This is a genomic window from Flavobacterium sp. S87F.05.LMB.W.Kidney.N (assembly GCF_004366435.1).
Taxonomy (GTDB): domain Bacteria; phylum Bacteroidota; class Bacteroidia; order Flavobacteriales; family Flavobacteriaceae; genus Flavobacterium.
On record NZ_SODX01000004.1, the window covers coordinates 137,813 to 158,052 of the forward strand.

Consider the following 20,240-nt stretch of genomic DNA (forward strand, 5'->3'; position numbering starts at 1 on the left):
TTTGTTTCAGGTTTCAGGTTTCAGGTTTCAGGTTCTTTGCGATAACTTGAAACCTGAAACTTGAAACAAAAAAAACTATTCTAATTTTCCAATCTGAGAAGGAAGTTCAAATATTTCCAAATCAAAATAACCTACAGAAGCCATAACGTGGTCGAAAATATCTGCCATAATATATTCGTAGTTTGCCCAGCGTTTATCACTTGAAAACACATAAATTTCTAACGGAACTCCGTGGGCTGTTGACTGCAATTGTCTGCACATAATATGCATGTTTTTATTCAATCCTGGATGATCCATTAAATACTGCATGATGTATTTTCGGAACAAACCTAAATTGGTCATATTACGTCCATTTAGCGAAAGCGTTTTGTCAACACCTCTCAAATCGTTGTATTTTTCAATCTCGGCTTGTCTGCTGTCAATATAAGCTGTAATAAGCTGAATTTTTCGCATTTGAGCGAGATCTTCAGTATTCAAAAAACGAATCGTACTGCTTTTTATTAGAACATGTCTTTTAATACGTCTTCCTTCTGATTTCTGCATGCCGCGCCAGTTCTGAAAAGAATCTGAACTTAAAGCATAAGTAGGAATTGTAGTAATGGTATTATCAAAGTTTCGAACTTTTACTGTCGTCAAATTGATTTCAATAACATCTCCATCAGCACCAAATTTATCCATTGTAATCCAGTCGCCAATACGAACCATATCGTTGATTGCAACCTGAACACTGGAAACAAATCCAAGAATGGTATCCCTAAAAATCAAGATAATAATTGCCGAAAGCGTTCCTAGAATGGTTAAAAGTTCGCCTTTTTTGATTCCGAATAAAGTTGAAATAATAAGTGCCACTCCAAAAATCCAAAGCACAATCATAATTACCTGAACGAAACTATCGATCGGTTTATCGCTGTATTCTGGTTTTTGTTTTAAATAATCGCGTAACGAATTAAAAACGGTTCTAACGATCCATAATCCAAGTAATACAATATAAATACCAACTATTTTTCCGAACAATAATTCCCAATAATCGTACTTATCCAAAATAATTGGAACTGCTTTATAAATAAAGAAAAACGGAATTAAATAAGCGGTATATCTTGTGGTTTTGTTTTGGATTAAATAATCGTCAAATTTTGTTTTAGTACGCTGTGCAAAAACTGCTGTCAGGGTTACTAAAACAAATTTGGCAGCATAGTAAATAACGTATGCTAATGCTATTAAAATAATTATGTTAAAGATCAAACTGATATAAGACGCAAAGTTGCGGCTCATTCCCCAATCTCTAAAAACAGGATATAAAAAATTGAATACTTTATCCAAAAGCTTATGCATTTTCTAAGTATTTTTTCTCAATATAGAAAGTTCCAAAAGGAATAAGAGAAGCGATTAAAATGATCCCAAAAGTTTTTAAATCCCAATTTTGTGATTTTTTCAATAAAAAAGCCAAAATAATATATCCGATAAATAAAACACCATGTGTCATTCCTAACGGACGTAATAAGGTATGATAAAGTTCAGGATTATTCGTTTTGATAATAAGCATATTAGCGAATAACACTAAGTAAGAAATTCCTTCTAGGATGGCTGTAACTTTAAAAATCTTGAGCATTGATACTATTTTTTTAAATTATAGCAGCAAAATTAAGTATTATGGTTGGTTTTTAAGTTATGTATCAAGAAAGTAATTTACTTTTGTATTCTTAAACTTTGATAATGAGCAAACGCGATTTAAAAAAATATTTATCTGAATTAAATAAGGAACAACTCGAAGAACAATTGATCGAATTATATGAAAAATTCAGTCCAGTAAAAGTATATTATGACTTTGTTTTTAATCCGAAAGAAGACAAATTACTCCAGGATGCCAAAGTTAAAATCTCACACGAATATTTCCCAATTAAAAAACCAGGAGCAAAATGGCGTCCGAGAGTCAAAATGCGTAGATCTGTCGCTCAAAAGCTTATAAAACATTTTATTATGCTTGGAGTTGATGCTTTCGTGATTGCAGATATAATGTTGTATAATATTGAAATTGCCCAGACTTATTCTTCTCAAAATTTCATAAAACAAGAATTATTTTACAAAAGTATATTTAATTCTTTTGAGCAGGCCGTTAATTTTATTGTTTCAAATGGCATTTTTAACGAATATAAATTACGAATTAATGAAATTCAGCAAGAAACTTTAGACCAAAAATGGAAAAATAAGTACGATTTTGAAGCCATTTTGGAGAAAATCGACTACTAAATGCCTCTCTCATAAAAAATCTTAGTTTAAAAAAAACATTTATTTTAGGTTAAAATAAGATGAATAACTGTTTTTTCGGTGTATTTTTGCAAAAATCCAAAAATAAACAATGTCTCAAAACACTTTAGAAATAGAAAGAGAAGAGAAAAAAGAACTGTATGCATATCAAAAAGGTGATATTGATGCCATTTTTGACCGTTTAGACAATGCTCCTCCAAGACACCATTTACTGTACCAGCTTCCAACAGGAGGAGGTAAAACAGTAATATTTTCTGAAATCGTTCGCCGCTATTTATCTAATAATGATAAAAAAGTGGTTGTTTTAACGCACCGTATCGAACTTTGTAAACAAACTTCAAAGATGTTGACAGGTTTTGGTGTTACAAACAAAATTATCAATAGTAAGGTAAAAGAACTTCCTGACCAAAACGATTTTTCATGTTTTGTGGCGATGGTTGAAACTTTAAAAAACCGTATTAATGATGAAAAACTTCATCTGGATAATATTGGTTTGGTTATTATTGATGAGGCACATTACAATTCATTTCGTAAATTATTAAACTCATTCAAAAATGCTTTTATTCTTGGAGTAACAGCAACGCCTTTGAGTTCCAATATAAAATTACCAATGCACCAAAGCTACCACGAACTTATTGTTGGTGATACAATTGGGTCATTGATTGACAAAGGATTTTTGGCTAGAGCAACTACTTATAGTTATGATGTTGGTTTAACGTCATTAAAAGTAGGTATCAATGGTGATTATACAGTAAAATCATCTGATGATTTGTATACGAATACTTTGATGCAGGAAAAACTGCTTCATGCGTATACAGAACGTTCTTTAGGCAAGAAAACATTGATTTTCAATAACGGTATTCATACTTCTTTATATGTTTATGAAACATTTAGAGAAGCAGGTTATGATATTAGACACCTTGATAATACAAGTAGTTCTGAAGAACGTAAAGACATTTTGCAATGGTTTAAAAAGACTCCAGATGCGATTTTGACTTCTGTTGGAATTTTGACAACTGGTTTTGATGAGCCGACTGTAGAAACTATTATTTTGAACAGAGCAACCAAATCCCTGACGCTTTATTTTCAGATGATTGGCCGTGGTTCTCGTAAATTGCCTGGAAAAGATGAATTTACAGTTATTGATTTAGGTAATAATGCTGCACGTTTTGGTTTATGGAGTGACCCTGTAAATTGGCAGCACATATTTAAATCGCCAGAGTTTTATTTGGAAAATCTGCGTGATGACCATGAAATTGAATTGTTTTTCAAATATAGCATGCCGCCAGAATTGCGAGCTAAATTCAGTAAAACTGCCGATGTTACCTTTGATGTTGATGAAGAACATAAATTAATTATCAAACAAAATCTTCGTTCAAAAGTAGTTTTAGATAAATCGCTTGATCAGCATGCTGCAATGTGTGTAGACAATACAGAAACATTACAGGAAGCAAAATCATTAGCAAAAGAACTTGATGACGATATAGAAGATCGTATTAAGCGTTATTCTAAATGTTTGAGCCAGTGCAGTAAAAACTACCGTGAATGGCTTGTAGACGATTACAAACAAAGATTAACTTTATTAATCGGTAAAAAATATCGTGAGAAAATCATGAACGAACCGGATTGATAAATTTTAGTTGAAAAGTTTCAGGTTTCATGTTTCAAGTTGTTGGAATCTAAAACATTAATATATTTACAAAAGGAGAAATAGCATTTCAGAGCAAATGTGATTTCTCCTTTACAACTTAATAAGTTTCTGTGTAACTTGAAACATGAAACTTGAAACAAAAACTAAATAACTATGTCTAAACAATTCTCAACATTAGGACTTTCAGCGCCAATTTTAAAAGCTTTAGGCGAATTAAACATTGTTGAACCTACTGAAATTCAACAAAAAACAATTCCGCTTTTACTGTCTGAAATCCATGACGTTGTGGGTTTAGCAAAAACTGGAACAGGAAAAACTGCTGCTTTTGGTTTACCAATATTACAATTGGTTAATTCAGAATCAACTGTAGTTCAAGCCGTTATTTTAGTTCCTACTAGAGAACTTGGACAGCAGATTTTTAGAAACTTAGAAGGATTTTCAAAATATATTCCTAATATATCTATTGCTTCAATCTGCGGAGGAACTCCGATAAAACCACAAATTGAAAGACTTAAAGAAGGTGCACAAATTGTTGTAGCAACTCCAGGACGTCTTATCGATTTGATTCAGCGTAAAGCAATTGATCTAAAGCAGACAGAATATTTAGTTTTGGATGAAGCCGATGAAATGGTTGCTATCCTGAAAGAAAGTTTAGACGAAATCGTCGCTGAATTACCAAAAAAACATCGTACACTATTATTTTCGGCAACGCTTCCTGGAACAATCAAACAACTGATTCAGAATTATTTGAACAAAAATGTAGTTCAAGTAAGTGCCAATATGGAAACTGTTGGAAACGAAGGAATTGATCACGAATACATTGTGGTTGATCCGATCGAAAAATTGGAAGTTTTAATGCATTTCTTGAATTCAAAAGACGGAGAGCGCGGTATTATTTTCTGCAAAACAAAAGCTGCTGTTAATAAACTAGCTAAAAATTTGGCTATAAATAAGTTCTCATCTGGAGCACTTCATGGAAGTTTGAGCCAGGGAATTCGTGACAGGATTATGGAGCAATTCCGTGAAGGACATATCAATATTTTAGTCGCTACCGATTTGGCTGCGAGAGGAATAGATGTAAAAGAAATTTCTTATGTGGTTAATTACCACCTTCCTGACACATACGAAAACTATGTTCACAGAAGTGGAAGAACAGCAAGGGCAGGAGCAAAGGGACTTTCTCTAACAGTTTTACAACAAGAAGAAACTGCTGAAATTGCCGATTTTGAAAGAGAATTGGGAATTAAATTTTTAGAATTTAAAAAACCATCTGCAGCAAGTCTGGAAGAAAACAATATGCTTTTGTGGGCAAAACAAATCTTCAAAACAAAACCAAATCATGAGATTGCAATTGAGCTAAAAACAAAAGTAAAAACTGTTTTTCATCATTTAACAAAAGAAGAACTAATAGAGAAATTGATGGCGAATTATATTTTGCAGAACAAAATCGATATAGTTGAAAAACCTGTTAAAAAATTCAAAAAGTAATAATTATGACTTTTGTCATTGTATATTAAAGTTGTACATTTATAAGGAATTATTTTATAATCCTACTTAAATTAACAACATATATGAAAATAGTCATTATTGGAGGTGGATTTGCAGGAATCAATCTGGCAAAAGAACTTGTAGACCATCCTCAAATACAAGTAACACTTGTAGACAAGAATAATTATAACTTTTTCCCACCACTTATATATCAAGTTGCTACGGCTTTTTTGGAGCCATCAAGCATCAGTTATCCTTTTAGAAAGTTTTTTGCAGGTAAAAAAAACCTGCAGTTTCGTTTAGGTGAATTATTATCTGTTGTCCCAGCAGAAAAGAAAATCGTGCTGAACAATGGAGAATTGACATACGATCATTTGGTTTTTGCAACTGGAGCCGAAACCAGCTACTTTGGCATGGAAAACGTAATGAAAAATGCCATTCCGATGAAGACATTAAATGATGCCATCGAAATGCGTAACGCATTGCTTAAAAACCTAGAAAAGGCTGCTATTTGTAAAGATATGCGTAAAAGACGCAAATTATTGACCATCGTAGTTGCCGGAGGAGGACCAACAGGAGTGGAGGTTTCTGGAATGTTTGCAGAAATGCGAAAAAATATACTTTTAAAAGAATATCCAGAATTAGATACATCTGCAAGTAATGTTTATTTAGTTGATGGAGGAGATGCTTTACTGTCTCCAATGAGTAAAGAATCTCAAAAAGATACTTTAGAGGCGTTGACAAAATTAGGAGTTGTGGTAAAACTAAACACTAAAGTTGTTGATTATGTAGATGATACTGTATTTTTTGAAGGTGGAGAAACGATTAAAACTAAAAACTTAATCTGGGCCGCTGGAGTTTCTGCTAAAATTTTCGAAGGAATTCCGAAAGAAAGTTATGGCCGCGGAAGACGTATGGCGACTGACCAATACAATAAAGTAAACGGATTAGAAAATGTCTATGCGATTGGTGATACAGCAATTACTGCTGGAGATAAAAATTTCCCTGACGGACACCCACAGGTTGCGCAAGTTGCTATTCAACAAGGACTTAATCTAGCTAAAAACTTTAAAGCTATGGTTAAAAATAAACCTTTGACTCCATTTATGTATAAAGACAAAGGTTCAATGGCAATCATTGGAAAAAACAAAGCTGTAGTAGATTTACCAAGTCCAAAATGGCATTTTAAAGGATTTTTTGCTTGGGTTATCTGGCTGTTTATTCACTTGATTTCTTTGATTACTTACCGAAACAGATTAAATACATTCTGGAATTGGATGGTTGCTTATTTCGCAAAAGATCAATCTCTTAGAATGATTATTCGACCAGAAAAAAGACAGCAAAGTTAGAGTTTTTAAATTCCAAAACTTTAAATTCCAATTTTTTAAATTCCAAATTCCAAGATAGGAATCAAAAAAAAGCAGAATCTATATTTTTAGATTCTGCTTTTTTATAAGTTGGAATTTGGAATTTAAAAAATTGAAAATTTAAAAGTTTTAATGAGCAATCATAACATCATCGCTATCCGAAAGTTCTACTTTATTTTTTATAAATCGTTTCCCGATATTTAAAATAATAAATGCTGTTATAGTTGTAGTTGCCATAATGGCAACCATTGGAGCTACAGAATCTTTTACGAAAACACCAATTGCAAATGATGCTAACGCACCTAATCCCAACTGAATAGCTCCCATTAAAGCAGATGCGCTTCCTGTATTTTTAGCAAAAGGAGCAAGCGTTAATCCAGCTGTATTCGGATTTGAAATTCCCAAACAAGCCAAAAATAAAAATAACATTCCGATAGTTTGGTATAATCCTAACAGGTCATTTAAAGCTAAAATCAAGAATATAATACTAATTACTGATTGCGCAATTAATGCTCCAAAAATCATTTGTTCACTAGAAAATTTCTTTAACAATATCGAATTTAATTGACTTGATCCAATAAAACTCACAGACATTAAAGCAAAAATCCAACCGTAAGTTTTGGCGTCAACCTTATAAATATCCATAAATACGATAGGAGATGCTGCTACATAAGAAAATAATCCTGAGAAAGCTATTGCTCCAGTGAAAGCATACGTATAAAATTGAGGTTCTTTTAAAACGGCTAAGAAATTAGTAATAATCGGTTTTGGTTTTAATGAAATTGAAGTATCTGGTTTATAAGTGTTTGGAAGCCCAATTTGAGACGCCGCTAAAATTACAATTCCCATACACATTAATATAAAGAATACGGCGTGCCAGCCTAAATCTTCTGTAACATAACCGCCAATTGTAGGCGCCAGCATTGGCGAAAGTCCCACAACAAGCATTAAAAGCGAAAATACTTTTGGAATATCCTTTACAGGAAACAAATCTCGAACCATTGCAACAGAAGCTACAGTTGCAGCACAACTTCCAATCGCCTGCACAAAACGAAGTAAGATAAAAGAATCAATATCAGCAACATAAATACAGCCTAAAGAAGCCAAAATGTAAACAAGTAGACCGATGAAGAGCGGTTTTTTTCGTCCAAAACGATCCAATAATGGTCCATAAAGCAATTGTCCAGCGGAAATACCGATGAAATAACTCGATAAACTCATCGAAACTTTTGCTACGGTTGTATTTAAATCTTTTGCAATTCCAGAGAAACCAGGCAGATACATATCAATAGAAAAGGGACCTAAGGCTGTAAGTGAACCTAAAATAAGGATCAGCTGAATATATTTTTTTGTTGTCATTTTCTTAAAAAAGGGCTTTTCATTTCGTGCAAAGGTAAAGATTTCATACCTTGTAGTATAACTTCAAGAAGTTTATAACAATAAATTACAGTTATTGCCAAATATTTTGGCGTAACTATTTATTAATCATTAATTTAAAAAATATGAAAAAGTACATTTTACTATTAACCATTTTATTTACATCTCTTTCTTTTGCTCAAACTATCACATCAAAACAAGAAGAAGCCAGTGTTGCCCAGTACGAACTCTTAAAAAAAGTAAATCAGTATTATCCTGATATAACTTTAAGTAAATCTGTAACAAATTTTTATGCAGATGGAAATGTTATTGATACACAGCAGGATTTTGACTTGAGAGGCACAAAATTTTCAAGCTACAAATTAGGAATTGAGCCTGGTAATAAAAAAGTAGTTTTTGATTATGTTTCAAATGAAGCTGGCCACGTATACGGCGACGTTACAATTTTTAACGGAAATGCTTTGAGAACAACTTTCAATGAAAAAACAAATCAAATTGACGTTTCATTAAATGGAAAATCAGTTTATTTGAAAAAATTATAGTTTTTATTAAACTTAGAAAAAGCATCATGATTCATGATGCTTTTTTTGTTTTATATTTGGTTCAAATTTTTATACAACAATCTACAATGAAAAAATTTCTTTTTCTGGCAATTTTAATTTCTCTAAAGTCATATTCACAGCATAATAGATTTTCTGGAACCTGGAGCAATGAAAATTGTAAAAACTGTAAAAAAGAATATATTTTCACAATTACAATCGCACAGTCTAATTATGCGATTTTTGGAACTGCCGAAGTTACCAGTGAACATAAGGAATTAAATTCTGGAGTTTTAGAAGTTTCCGGATATGTTTATCCGCTTGGCGACAGAGCTCAAATCAAACTTAAAGATAAAGATGGAATTTCTGCAAGCGCAGTTTTAATTACGAATGAAGGAGTTTTACAATTCACAAAACGCGGTGGCGGAGATTTGGTTCCTAAAGATGTAATTTTGAATAAATTATACGAATAGCTCTTCTCTGAGAGTTATTTCAATTTGAACTATAATTTATATTATGTAAAATAGAATATTTTAAAAACCGCTGCTCATGCTACTTTAATCTTTTTTATATAACCGTTTACAAACGTCTCTGGGTACTCCTCTAAAAATATTTATTTCTAAATTTAGTTTAAACGCAAACTGATAAATTTAAACTCTTTAAAAAAATAAATAGCCAAATCTTAACTTTAAAAAACCATTTTTAAGCCTTTAAATCAGTAATGTTTAACATTTTCTTAATATTCCTTATATTCTCATCAAGATGCTTTCATTGTAAGACTTTATTTTATTATTTTTACATTCGATACTTTAAAAATAAATTATCAAACATATGAATACAGTCGCTGAGCATATTGCAGATTTTTTAAAAGAATACAAACCATTTGATAATTTAACTTTTCAGGAATTATCAGATATTGCTACGAATATTCGTGTCATTAATTTAGAAAAACATGCGGTTTTGTTTCAAAATAACGATCCGCTTCATGATAGTTTTTATGTTGTAGCTTCTGGTGTCATTAATCTTACGACTATTGCAGACGCTGAAGAAACAATTATAAATAAATGTCACGAAGGAGATATTTTTGGTTTACGTCCGTTTTTTGCCAAAAATAACTACATGATGACTGCTAAAGCCCGTGAAGAAAGCATTATCTATGCTATTCCTATCGCTGTGTTTAGACCTTTTGTAGCTAACAATTCAGACGTTTTAAACTTTTTATTAGAAAGTTTTGCTGTAAATTCAAGACATACAAAAGACAGCGTCAGCTCAAACGGTAAACTGATTTCTGATACTGATTTCTTAGATCAGCAATCGGAAATGCAATATATTCAGTCACTTAACTACAATAATTCGCCATTAACAACGCAATCTAATCATATCATTAAAGATGTTGCGATCTTAATGACCGATTCGATGGTCGATAATATTATAATCTGCGAAAAAAATCACCCTATTGGTATTGTTACCAATGCGGATCTATCTTCAAAGATTGCTACTGGCCGTTATCCTATTACTGAAACTATTGACAAAATTATGTCTTCGCCAGTTGTTACAGTTTTAGAAAATGTTTCATTGGCAGAGGCGCAATTGTTAATGCTGAAACATAATGTGACACACCTATGTGTTACCAAAGACGGAACAAGCAAATCTGTTGTAAAAGGAATTATTTCTGAACATGATCTAATTGTGGCTCAAGCCAGTAACCCTGGTGTTTTAATTAAAGAAATTAAACGTTCGCAGCTTCCGAAAGATTTAAAACAAATACGTGATCGTTTATCAGATTTGATTCAAAATTCAATTCAAAAAAATATTCCAATTTCGCATGTGAGTAATATTGCAAGTGAAATAAACTTGGCTATCATCAAACGCGCTGTTGAGCTGTCAATTTTAGATTTAGGCTCCCCTCCTGCACGTTTTGCATGGTTAAGTATTGGAAGTCAAGGACGTAAAGAGCAGCTTTTGCTTACCGATCAAGACAGTATTTTAATTTTTGAAGATGTTACACCTGAAAAATATAGAGAAGTAAAAGATTATTTCTTGAGATTAGCAAAAAGAACAACTTCTATACTTGAAAAAGTGGGTTACGAATATTGCCCTAATGGACATATGGGAAGCAATATGCTTTGGTGTAAGTCATTGAGTGACTGGACAAAACAGTACAACAGCTGGATGAATACTCCAGGTGAAAACAGTAATGATTTGAGCAGTATTTTCTTTGATTATGAAATTGTTTTTGGTGAACCAAAAATTGAAGAAGCTATTGAAAATGTCATTTTCAAAAATGCTGTCAACAATACTTTGTTTTTTGACTTTTTAGGAAATGATGCCTTAAAAAGAAATTCTCCTTTAAGCTTCTTTAAGAAATTTATTGTTGAAGAAGAAGGTCCGCATAAAGGTAAATTTGATATAAAAACACGTGCTTTAATGCCATTAATTGATGGTGCGCGTTTATTGATATTAAATGCTAATATTAAAGGAATTCAAAATACTTACTTAAGATTCAAACAATTAGCGATAACAGATTCTAAAAATGCAGAAATTTATTTAAGCTGTGCAGATGCTTTCTTAACCCTTTCGAAATTTAGAACTGTTGAAGGATTAAAAAATGACGACTCTGGCCAATATATTAATTTAAGAGAAATGTCAAAAACTGACAAAGAGAAATTAAAAAATGCTTTAACCCCAATGAAAGACCTGGAGGAACTGATTAAGAGTAAATTTCAATTGACACAATTCTCATAAAATATGCTAGACTGGCTGAAAAATATTAATAAAGACTATCCAGAATTCTGGAAAGATTATTTAACTAAATTCGAAACTAAACCTAATAAGTTTGTTGTTCTATCAACAGAAACATCAGGGTTAAATCCGGATAGAGATGTTATATTGTCTCTTGGTGCGTTCTCAGTTATTGATGACAGTATTGTTATTAAGGAAAGTTTTGAAACTGTTTTGCTTCAATACAAATATCTTCAGGATAATGGTCTTTCAAATGAATTTATCATTGAAAGCAAAATGATGAAAATGCCTGAACCAGATGCACTTGAAGCTTTTGTTAATTTTATCGGAAATTCAGTTTTGGTCGGACATCATATTAATTTTGATGTGGAAATGCTCAATGCAGCTTTAGAACGTCTGGATTGCGGCAGATTAAAAAATGAAGCTCTTGATGTTGACGTGATGTACAGAAAACTAACTGATATAAATGACAAACAGTTTTCGCTTGACGATTTGTGTGAAATTTATAAAATTCCGAAAAGCGATCGAAATTCTTCTTCTGAAGATGCTTATAGAATTGGTCTATTATTTTTGAAGTTAAAATCTCGTTTAGGAATTAAATAAAAGTAAAATTTCTTTTTTTAAATTTTTATAAAAGAAAATAATGCGATTGTCAGACTTAGCGAAGTCGAAGTCCCACAAAGCGATTCTGCAAACGGAGTTCAACTTCGCTAAGTCCGACAAATTATTAAGCCATTTTTCTTTTAGATTAAAATATAAAAAAAATGCCTCTTAAATTTAAGAGGCATTTTTTATTTTTCTATAGTTTACTTAAGAAATTCTTTCTTTCATAATTTGTTCTACAACTTCTGGATTTAATAAAGTTGAAGTATCACCAAAATTAGAAAAATCTCCTTCAGCTATTTTACGTAAAATTCTACGCATGATTTTTCCTGAACGTGTTTTTGGCAAACCAGATACAAACTGAATTTTATCTAATTTAGCAATTGGTCCAATGTGATCTGCAATATATTGATTGATCTCTTTAGACAAATTCTCTTTATTTCTAACTTCTCCAGTTTCTTTTAGAATAACGTAACCATACAAAGCATTTCCTTTAATATCATGAGGAAATCCAACAATAGCAGATTCTGCAACTGCAGGGTGTTCGTTGATTGCGTCTTCAATTGGCGCTGTTCCTAAATTGTGGCCAGAAACAATTACAACGTCATCTACTCTACCTGTAATTCTGTAATATCCTACTTCATCTCTTAATGCTCCGTCTCCTGTAAAATATTTTCCAGGAAAAGCAGAGAAATAAGTTTCTTTGTAACGTTCGTGATTGTTCCAGATTGTTCTGGCAATTCCAGGCCACGGGAATTTAATACATAAACTTCCCACTACTTGGTTTCCTTCAATCTCATTACGTTTCTCATCCATCAAAACGGGTTGAATTCCTGGTAATGGTAAAGTTGCATAAGTAGGTTTTGTAGGTGTAACAAACGCAATCGGTGAAATCATGATTCCTCCAGTTTCTGTCTGCCACCAGGTATCTACAACTGGACATCTTTTATCTCCAACATGGTCATTGAACCAGTGCCAAGCTTCCTCGTTAATTGGTTCTCCAACAGATCCAATAACTTTAAGAGATTTTAGAGGATATTTTTGAATATAATCTAGGCTTTCTTTTGCTAACGAACGAATTGCTGTTGGTGCTGTATAGAATTGTGTAATTTTATGTTTTTCGATAATTTCCCAAAAACGGCTGAAATCAGGGTAAGAAGGAACACCTTCAAAAAGTACAGTCGTACCTCCATTTAATAATGGTCCGTATAATATATAAGAATGTCCTGTGATCCAGCCTATATCTGCTGTACACCAGAAAATATCATTTTCTTCGTGGCTGAAAACATTTTTAAAAGTATACGCTGTATAAACCATGTAACCAGCAGTAGTGTGAACCATTCCTTTTGGTTTACCTGTTGATCCTGAAGTATATAAAATAAACAAAGGATCTTCTGCATCCATAATTTCGGCAACACTATTGTCTAAAGCTGCATCTAATAATGGCTGTAACCAGATATCACGGCCTTCTTTCATTTTTACATCAGTTTTAGTTCTTTTTGCCACTAAAACTTTTTCTACAGATGGACAAGTTTCTAAAGCTTCGTCAACAATTCCCTTTAAGTCAATTGTTTTGTTACCTCTATAACCTCCATCAGATGTGATAACCATTTTACATTCGCAGTCGTTAATTCTTGCAGATACTGCAGATGCAGAAAATCCAGCAAAAACAACAGAATGTATCGCTCCAATTCTAGCACAAGCCAATACAGCAACGGCTAATTCTGGAATCATTGGCAAATAAATACAAACTCTATCTCCTTTTCGAACACCCTGCTCGCGAAGAACGTTTGCCATTTTTGAAACTCTTTCGTATAATTCGTTATACGTTATATGTAAAGCATCTTCAGAAGGATCGTTCGGTTCAAAAATAATAGCCGTTTTATCTCCCCTTTTGCTTAAATGTCTATCGATACAGTTTTTGGTAATGTTAACTTTAGCTTCTGTAAACCATTTTACTTCAGCATCAGCCATATTAAAATCAACTACTTTTTCCCATTGTTGGTACCATGTGAAATTCTCCTCAGCTATTTTTCCCCAAAATTTTCTTGGCTCCCTTATTGACTTATTGTAATGTTTAAAATATTGTTCTAAATTTTCAATTTTGTAATAGCTCATCGTTTGTTGAATTTTTTTATAAATGTATTAAATCTGAATGTATTCTAGAAACAATTTAATTCATAAATTTTATCAAAAAAAAACATTTCTTTAATAAAATATTACAATTATTTGCATATGATATAAAATTTTACTTTTAAACCAAAATAGAAAGGGCAAAAAAGGCATAATAAATAGATATTATGCCTTTTTTAATTTAACAAATTTCAATAACAATTAATTTCTTAAATGCCTTACCATACTTTTCTCTATTTTGAAAATAGCAGCATCATTATTAATTAAAACAGAAATTTCAACAAGTATATTTTATCAAATATACCCCATTATAAGGGATCAGCTTCACTTAACTACTCTCACAGAAGTTAAGTGAATGCAATATGCATCTATATCTTTTTTCTTTAATAAGTGCTTACTAATTCAAAATATTACAAATCATTGATACAGTGCAAAACCCGCAAAATCCAATTTTGCGGGAATTCCCAAATTTTTAATTATCCAATTTTTTTCATAGCTGTCATAGACTCTCTCAACCATGCTCCAACTTCTTCGATAGGATGCTGGCGGATTTCTTTGTTTACAGCGATTAATACTGCATTGTCTACTCCATTTGAAGTTGAAAATGGTTTACCAATAATATTAGTATCCACTTTTTTCATGAATTCAGTCAATAAAGGCTTACATGCATGATCAAATAAGTAACAACCGTATTCTGCAGTATCAGAAATTACACGGTTCATTTCGAATAATTTCTTTCTTGCAATTGTATTTGCAATTAATGGTAATTCGTGTAATGACTCATAGTAAGCAGATTCTTCGATGATACCTGCTTCAGTCATTGTTTCAAAAGCTAACTCAACACCAGCTTTTACCATTGCAATCATCAATACTCCATTATCAAAATATTCTTGCTCAGAAATTGGAGCTTCTTGCGGAGCTGTTTTTTCGAAGTTAGTTTCTCCTGTTGCAGCTCTCCATTTTAATAAATTCACATCGTCATTAGCCCAGTCAATCATCATAGTTCTTGAGAATTCTCCAGAAATAATATCGTCTTGGTGTTTTTGGAATAATGGACGCATAATGTCTTTTAATTCTTCAGCCAATTCATATGCTTCAATTTTTGCAGGATTTGACAAACGGTCCATCATATTTGTAATACCACCGTGTTTCAAAGCTTCAGTAATAGTTTCCCATCCGTATTGAATTAATTTAGAAGCATATGCAGAATCGATTCCTTTTTCAACCATTTTATCAAAACATAAAATAGATCCAGTTTGCAATAAACCGCAAAGAATTGTCTGCTCACCCATTAAATCTGATTTTACTTCAGCAACGAATGATGATCTTAAAACTCCGGCTCTATGTCCTCCAGTTGCTACAGCGTAAGCTTTTGCCTGATCTAAACCAAGACCGTTTGGATCGTTTTCTGGGTGAACTGCGATAAGTGTTGGAACACCAAAACCTCTTTTGTATTCTTCACGAACTTCAGAACCAGGACATTTTGGAGCACACATAATTACAGTGATATCTTCACGAATCTGCATTCCTTCTTCTACAATATTGAATCCGTGAGAATAAGCTAGAGTAGAATCTTTTTTCATTAATGGCATAATAGCATTTACCACAGCTGTATGTTGTTTGTCTGGTGTAAGGTTACAAACTAAATCTGCAGTTGGAATCAATTCTTCATAAGTTCCTACAGTGAAACCATTTTCAGTTGCATTTTTATAAGAAGCTCTTTTTTCAGCTATTGCATCTGCACGTAATGCATAAGAAATATCTAAGCCAGAATCTCTCATATTTAATCCTTGATTCAAACCTTGTGCTCCACAGCCTACAATTACAACTTTTTTTCCTGCTAATGCTGCAATCCCGTCTGCAAACTCAGACTGCTCCATAAATTCACAAACTCCTAATTGTTCTAATTGTAATCTAAGTGGTAATGTATTGAAATAATTTGCCATTTTTGTTTTAATGTTTAATGATAATGTTATAGTAACTAAATTGTTTTATTTATAAGATTCTAATAATGAAGATATTTCCATTTTTTCTTTAGAAACAGAAATTCTTCCTGAACGTACAAACTGCATAATTCCGTACGGTTTGAATTTTTCGTATAATTCTTCAATTTCTGAACGTCTTCCTGATTTTGAAATCACAAAGAAATCTCTTGAAACTGTTACAATCGTAGACTGGCTGTCTTTAATTATATTTTGAATTTGTTTTTCATCGAACAACAAATTAGAAGCGATTTTAAATAATGCATTTTCTAGATAAATAGTTTCTTCATCTGTGTGATAAAATGCTTTTATAACTTCAATTTGTTTTTCAATTTGTCCAACAATATTCTGAACCCATTTTTCTGTAGTGTTTACTACAATGATAAATCTTGAAACATTCTCTATTTCTGATTCAGAAACATTTAGACTTAATATATTAATGTGACGCTTTAAGAATATTCCAGATATTCTATTTAATAAACCCACGTTATTTTCTGAGTATACCGATATGGTAAATGTTTTATCTTCCATTTGTTTTTTAGTTTATTTTGTTTCAGGTTTCACGTTTCAGGTTTTCCAACTTGAAACGTAAAACTTGAAACATGAAACTTTTCTTTAGCTTAATCTAATTTCTGAAACACAAGCTCCTGTTGGAATCATTGGGAAAACGTTATTTTCTTTTTCCACCATAACTTCTAAGAAGTAAGAATCTTTTGAAGCCAGCATCTCAGCGACCGCTGCATCTAAATCTTCTCTTTGCGTAACTTTTTTAGATTTGATATAATATCCTTCGGCAATTGCAATGAAATTTGGATTAATCATTTTTGTTGAAGCATATCTGTTATCAAAGAACAATTCCTGCCATTGACGAACCATTCCTAAGAATTCATTGTTTAAAATCACAATTTTCACTGGAACTTTGGTTTGAAAAATTGTTCCAAGCTCTTGAATTGTCATCTGGAAGCCTCCATCACCAATAATCGCAACTACTTCACGTTCTGGTTTTCCCATTTTTGCCCCAATAGCAGCAGGCAGAGCAAATCCCATAGTTCCTAAACCTCCTGAAGTAATATTACTTTTAGTAGAATTAAATTTAGCATAACGGCAAGCAAACATTTGATGCTGCCCAACATCTGAAACGATAATTGCATCTCCATTTGAATGTTTATTAATCATTTCAATAGTTTCTCCCATTGAAATTCCTTTGCCATTCGTTGGATTTAATTCTTCTTTTATTACAGATTCAAATTCAATATTTCTTAATTCTCTAAATTGGTTGAACCACAAGTCATGAGATTTTGCATCAACTAAAGGAAGTAAAGCTGCTAAAGATTCTTTTACATCTCCTAAAACTGCAACTTCTGTTTTTACATTTTTATCAACCTCTGCTGGATCAATTTCAAAGTGAATTACTTTTGCTTGTTTAGCGTACGTTTTTAAATTTCCAGTAACACGGTCATCAAAACGCATTCCCAATGCAATTAAAACGTCACATTCGTTTGTAAGCAAATTTGGTGCGTAATTCCCGTGCATTCCCAGCATTCCCACATTCAAAGGATGATCTGTTGGCAATGCCGATAATCCTAAAATTGTCCATGCAGCAGGAATTCCAGATTTTTCTACAAAAGCTTTAAACTCAGCTTCTGCTTGACCTAAAATAATTCCCTGACCAAAAACGATAAGTGGTTTTTGCGCACTATTAATTATAGCTGCAGCTTCGGCAACTTTATCTAATTTTAATTTCGGAACTGGAACATAACTTCTAATTCCAGTACATTTTTCATAACTAAAATCAAACTCATCAAATTGAGCGTTTTTAGTAATATCAATTAATACAGGTCCTGGACGTCCAGAACGAGCAATATAAAATGCTTTAGCAATAATTTCTGGAATTTGAGAAGCTTCAGTTACCTGAAAATTCCATTTTGTAACCGGAGTCGAAATTCCGATAATATCTGTTTCCTGAAAAGCATCAGATCCTAATAAATGTCTTCCAACTTGTCCTGTAATACAAACTAACGGAGTTGAATCGATTTGAGCATCTGCAATTCCTGTTACAAGGTTTGTTGCACCTGGTCCTGATGTTGCAATTGCCACACCTACTTTTCCTGTAGCTCTTGCATACCCTTGAGCTGCATGCGTTGCACCTTGTTCGTGGCGTACTAATACATGGTGTAACTGATCTTGAAATTTATACAATTCATCATAAACTGGCATGATTGCTCCTCCCGGATAACCATAAACCAAGTCTACACCTTCTGCTAATAAACATCTTATAACGGCTTCTGCCCCTGATATTTTCATAGTATATTTTGTTTTCAAAAATCAATTTCAAATTTCAATATCAATTTTATATTTCGATTAATATTGTTATTGCAATTGATTTTTGATATTGTTATTTTATTAATTAATTATCGGTAACACAGCCTGTTGATGCACTAGAAACCGATCTTGCGTATTTAAGTAAAACTCCTTTTGTAACTTTTAACGGTGGTTGTACCCAAGCCGCTTTTCTAGCTGCAAATTCTTCGTCGGAAATTTTCAGGTCAATAGTATTTTTTACAGCATCGATCGCAATTAAATCGCCATCTTTTACTAGAGCAATACCACCACCATCATAAGCTTCTGGTGTAACGTGTCCTACCACGAATCCATGCGAACCTCCAGAGAACCTTCCATCTGTAATAAGAGCACAGCTGCTTCCTAATCCAGCACCAATAATAGCAGATGTAGGTTTCAGCATTTCAGGCATCCCTGGACCACCTTTTGGCCCGCAATACCTGATGACGACTACATTACCTGGTTTAATTTTTCCGGCTTGAAGACCTGGAATTACTTCAAATTCACCTTCAAATACTACAGCTGGACCTTCGAAATACTCTCCTTCTTTTCCGCTGATTTTTGCAACAGCTCCTTCAGAAGCAAGGTTTCCGTATAAAACTTGAATATTTCCAGTTGGTTTTAACGCTTTTTGAATTTCATGAATTACTTCTTGTCCGTCTTGTAAATCTGGAGTTGAAGCTAAATTTTCAGCAACTGTTTTTCCTGTTACTGTTAAACAATCTCCGTGAATAAGTCCTGCTTTCAATAAATATTTCATTACAGCTGGAATTCCTCCAACTTCATGAATATCTTCCATCATGTATTTACCACTTGGTTTCATATCAGCCAAAACTGGTGTTCTGTCATTAATTGCTTGGAAATCATCCAAAGTAATTTTGATATCAACAGAGTGAGCCATTGCGATTAAGTGCATAACTGCATTTGTAGAACCTCCTAAAACTGCTACAATTGTAATAGCATTTTCGAAAGCCTTGCGAGTCATAATATCTCTTGGCTTAATATCTTTTTCTAATAAAACTTTAATTGCAGCTCCGGCGGCAAGACATTCGTCTCTTTTTTCCTGGCTTAAAGCAGGGTTTGATGAACTGTATGGTAAGCTCATTCCTAATGCTTCAATTGCAGAAGACATTGTGTTTGCCGTATACATACCACCGCATGCACCAGCACCTGGACAAGCATTTTGAATAACTCCTTTAAAATCTTCTGGAGTAATTTCGTTTTTAACCTTTTTTCCTAAAGCTTCAAATGCTGACACAATATTTAAAGATTCACCTTTCCACTTTCCAGAGTGAATAGATCCTCCGTAAACCATCATTGCTGGACGGTTTAATCGTCCCATTGCGATTAAAGCTCCCGGCATATTTTTATCACAGCCTGGAATTGCAATTACACCATCGTACCATTGCGCTCCAACAACTGTTTCAATAGAATCTGCAATTACATCACGAGAAACCAATGAATAACGCATTCCTTCAGTTCCGTTTGAAATTCCGTCACTGACACCAATGGTATTAAAAATAAGTCCGACAAGATCTGCATCCCAAACACCTTTTTTAACATCTTTTGCTAAATCGTTCAAGTGCATATTACAAGTGTTACCATCGTAACCCATGCTCACAATTCCAACTTGTGCTTTTTTTAAATCTTCTTCAGTTAAACCAATTCCGTACAACATTGCTTGCGCCGCAGGCTGTGTTTGATCTTGAGTGATGGTCTTGCTGTACTTATTTAATTCCATTATTGCTTTATT

Annotated in this window: 16 protein-coding genes; 8 read left to right on the plus strand and 8 right to left on the minus strand. The window is 32.9% G+C overall.

Annotated features, from left to right (window positions below; genetic code table 11):
* Positions 1 to 75: 75 nt before the first annotated feature.
* Together EDB96_RS13195 and EDB96_RS13200 are read right to left on the minus strand one after the other, a co-directional pair.
* Positions 76 to 1,332, minus strand: a complete 1,257-nt coding sequence (locus EDB96_RS13195) for a mechanosensitive ion channel family protein (protein WP_057117971.1) — start codon at positions 1,330 to 1,332, stop codon at positions 76 to 78.
* Positions 1,325 to 1,609: a DUF3817 domain-containing protein gene (locus EDB96_RS13200; RefSeq protein WP_057117972.1), complete on the minus strand. Its 285-nt coding sequence runs from the start codon at positions 1,607 to 1,609 to the stop codon at positions 1,325 to 1,327. Before EDB96_RS13200 ends, EDB96_RS13195 begins: the two co-directional genes overlap by 8 nt.
* A gap of 104 nt (positions 1,610 to 1,713) precedes the next feature.
* On the opposite strand from EDB96_RS13200, the gene EDB96_RS13205 reads away from it, so the two are divergent.
* From EDB96_RS13205 to EDB96_RS13220, 4 genes are all read left to right on the plus strand, one after another.
* Positions 1,714 to 2,247, plus strand: a complete 534-nt coding sequence (locus tag EDB96_RS13205; RefSeq protein WP_134141291.1) for a DUF6155 family protein — start codon at positions 1,714 to 1,716, stop codon at positions 2,245 to 2,247.
* Positions 2,248 to 2,356: 109 nt separating this feature from the next.
* On the plus strand, positions 2,357 to 3,895 hold the full coding sequence (locus tag EDB96_RS13210) for a DEAD/DEAH box helicase (RefSeq protein WP_057117974.1): 1,539 nt from the start codon (positions 2,357 to 2,359) through the stop codon (positions 3,893 to 3,895).
* Between the two features lie 174 nt (positions 3,896 to 4,069).
* Positions 4,070 to 5,404, plus strand: coding sequence for a DEAD/DEAH box helicase (locus tag EDB96_RS13215; RefSeq protein ID WP_134141293.1), 1,335 nt, complete (start codon positions 4,070 to 4,072; stop codon positions 5,402 to 5,404).
* 83 nt (positions 5,405 to 5,487) lie between these two features.
* Entirely contained in the window at positions 5,488 to 6,753 is a 1,266-nt protein-coding gene (locus EDB96_RS13220; protein WP_057117976.1) for an NAD(P)/FAD-dependent oxidoreductase, read from the plus strand.
* 147 nt (positions 6,754 to 6,900) lie between these two features.
* Here the strand turns inward: EDB96_RS13220 and EDB96_RS13225 are convergent, their stop codons facing one another.
* Entirely contained in the window at positions 6,901 to 8,130 is a 1,230-nt protein-coding gene (locus EDB96_RS13225) for a multidrug effflux MFS transporter (protein WP_134141295.1), read from the minus strand.
* A 143-nt stretch (positions 8,131 to 8,273) separates the two neighbouring features.
* Between EDB96_RS13225 and EDB96_RS13230 the strand changes: the two genes are divergently transcribed.
* The 4 genes from EDB96_RS13230 (at position 8,274) to EDB96_RS13245 (ending at position 12,032) form a co-directional block, all read left to right on the plus strand.
* Positions 8,274 to 8,690 (plus strand): hypothetical protein, encoded by a 417-nt coding sequence (locus tag EDB96_RS13230; RefSeq protein ID WP_057117978.1) that lies wholly within the window; start codon positions 8,274 to 8,276, stop codon positions 8,688 to 8,690.
* Between the two features lie 86 nt (positions 8,691 to 8,776).
* A complete protein-coding gene (locus EDB96_RS13235) occupies positions 8,777 to 9,160 on the plus strand; it encodes a hypothetical protein (RefSeq protein WP_057119777.1) in 384 nt (127 codons plus the stop codon).
* A gap of 358 nt (positions 9,161 to 9,518) precedes the next feature.
* The gene (locus EDB96_RS13240) at positions 9,519 to 11,432 is read left to right on the plus strand and encodes a DUF294 nucleotidyltransferase-like domain-containing protein (protein ID WP_057117990.1); all 1,914 of its coding nucleotides are present in this window, start codon (positions 9,519 to 9,521) and stop codon (positions 11,430 to 11,432) included.
* A 3-nt stretch (positions 11,433 to 11,435) separates the two neighbouring features.
* Positions 11,436 to 12,032 carry a 3'-5' exonuclease gene (locus tag EDB96_RS13245; RefSeq protein ID WP_134141297.1) on the plus strand — a complete coding sequence of 199 codons (597 nt, stop codon included), beginning with the start codon at positions 11,436 to 11,438 and terminating at the stop codon, positions 12,030 to 12,032.
* Positions 12,033 to 12,239: 207 nt separating this feature from the next.
* Here EDB96_RS13245 and acs read toward each other — a convergent pair whose 3' ends face one another.
* The 5 genes from acs to ilvD form a co-directional block, all read right to left on the minus strand.
* Positions 12,240 to 14,150, minus strand: coding sequence for an acetate--CoA ligase (gene acs / locus EDB96_RS13250; RefSeq protein WP_057117992.1), 1,911 nt, complete (start codon positions 14,148 to 14,150; stop codon positions 12,240 to 12,242).
* A gap of 491 nt (positions 14,151 to 14,641) precedes the next feature.
* Complete coding sequence (gene ilvC, locus EDB96_RS13255; protein ID WP_134141299.1) at positions 14,642 to 16,111, minus strand: ketol-acid reductoisomerase; 1,470 nt, start codon at positions 16,109 to 16,111, stop codon at positions 14,642 to 14,644.
* Positions 16,112 to 16,156: 45 nt separating this feature from the next.
* On the minus strand, positions 16,157 to 16,678 hold the full coding sequence (ilvN, locus tag EDB96_RS13260) for an acetolactate synthase small subunit (RefSeq protein ID WP_057117994.1): 522 nt from the start codon (positions 16,676 to 16,678) through the stop codon (positions 16,157 to 16,159).
* 84 nt (positions 16,679 to 16,762) lie between these two features.
* Positions 16,763 to 18,451 (minus strand): biosynthetic-type acetolactate synthase large subunit, encoded by a 1,689-nt coding sequence (ilvB, locus tag EDB96_RS13265; RefSeq protein ID WP_134141300.1) that lies wholly within the window; start codon positions 18,449 to 18,451, stop codon positions 16,763 to 16,765.
* A gap of 103 nt (positions 18,452 to 18,554) precedes the next feature.
* Positions 18,555 to 20,228 (minus strand): dihydroxy-acid dehydratase, encoded by a 1,674-nt coding sequence (gene ilvD, locus EDB96_RS13270; RefSeq protein WP_057117996.1) that lies wholly within the window; start codon positions 20,226 to 20,228, stop codon positions 18,555 to 18,557.
* Between the last annotated feature and the right edge of the window lie 12 nt (positions 20,229 to 20,240).

Bases quoted from the DNA above. Each gene is read 5' to 3' on its own strand.
- EDB96_RS13195 (WP_057117971.1), bottom strand. From the start codon at position 1,332: ATGCATAAGCTTTTGGATAAAGTATTCAATTTTTTATATCCTGTTTTT.
- EDB96_RS13200 (WP_057117972.1), bottom strand. From the start codon at position 1,609: ATGCTCAAGATTTTTAAAGTTACAGCCATCCTAGAAGGAATTTCTTAC.
- EDB96_RS13205 (WP_134141291.1), top strand. From the start codon at position 1,714: ATGAGCAAACGCGATTTAAAAAAATATTTATCTGAATTAAATAAGGAA.
- EDB96_RS13210 (WP_057117974.1), top strand. From the start codon at position 2,357: ATGTCTCAAAACACTTTAGAAATAGAAAGAGAAGAGAAAAAAGAACTG.
- EDB96_RS13215 (WP_134141293.1), top strand. From the start codon at position 4,070: ATGTCTAAACAATTCTCAACATTAGGACTTTCAGCGCCAATTTTAAAA.
- EDB96_RS13220 (WP_057117976.1), top strand. From the start codon at position 5,488: ATGAAAATAGTCATTATTGGAGGTGGATTTGCAGGAATCAATCTGGCA.
- EDB96_RS13225 (WP_134141295.1), bottom strand. From the start codon at position 8,130: ATGACAACAAAAAAATATATTCAGCTGATCCTTATTTTAGGTTCACTT.
- EDB96_RS13230 (WP_057117978.1), top strand. From the start codon at position 8,274: ATGAAAAAGTACATTTTACTATTAACCATTTTATTTACATCTCTTTCT.
- EDB96_RS13235 (WP_057119777.1), top strand. From the start codon at position 8,777: ATGAAAAAATTTCTTTTTCTGGCAATTTTAATTTCTCTAAAGTCATAT.
- EDB96_RS13240 (WP_057117990.1), top strand. From the start codon at position 9,519: ATGAATACAGTCGCTGAGCATATTGCAGATTTTTTAAAAGAATACAAA.
- EDB96_RS13245 (WP_134141297.1), top strand. From the start codon at position 11,436: ATGCTAGACTGGCTGAAAAATATTAATAAAGACTATCCAGAATTCTGG.
- acs (WP_057117992.1), bottom strand. From the start codon at position 14,150: ATGAGCTATTACAAAATTGAAAATTTAGAACAATATTTTAAACATTAC.
- ilvC (WP_134141299.1), bottom strand. From the start codon at position 16,111: ATGGCAAATTATTTCAATACATTACCACTTAGATTACAATTAGAACAA.
- ilvN (WP_057117994.1), bottom strand. From the start codon at position 16,678: ATGGAAGATAAAACATTTACCATATCGGTATACTCAGAAAATAACGTG.
- ilvB (WP_134141300.1), bottom strand. From the start codon at position 18,451: ATGAAAATATCAGGGGCAGAAGCCGTTATAAGATGTTTATTAGCAGAA.
- ilvD (WP_057117996.1), bottom strand. From the start codon at position 20,228: ATGGAATTAAATAAGTACAGCAAGACCATCACTCAAGATCAAACACAG.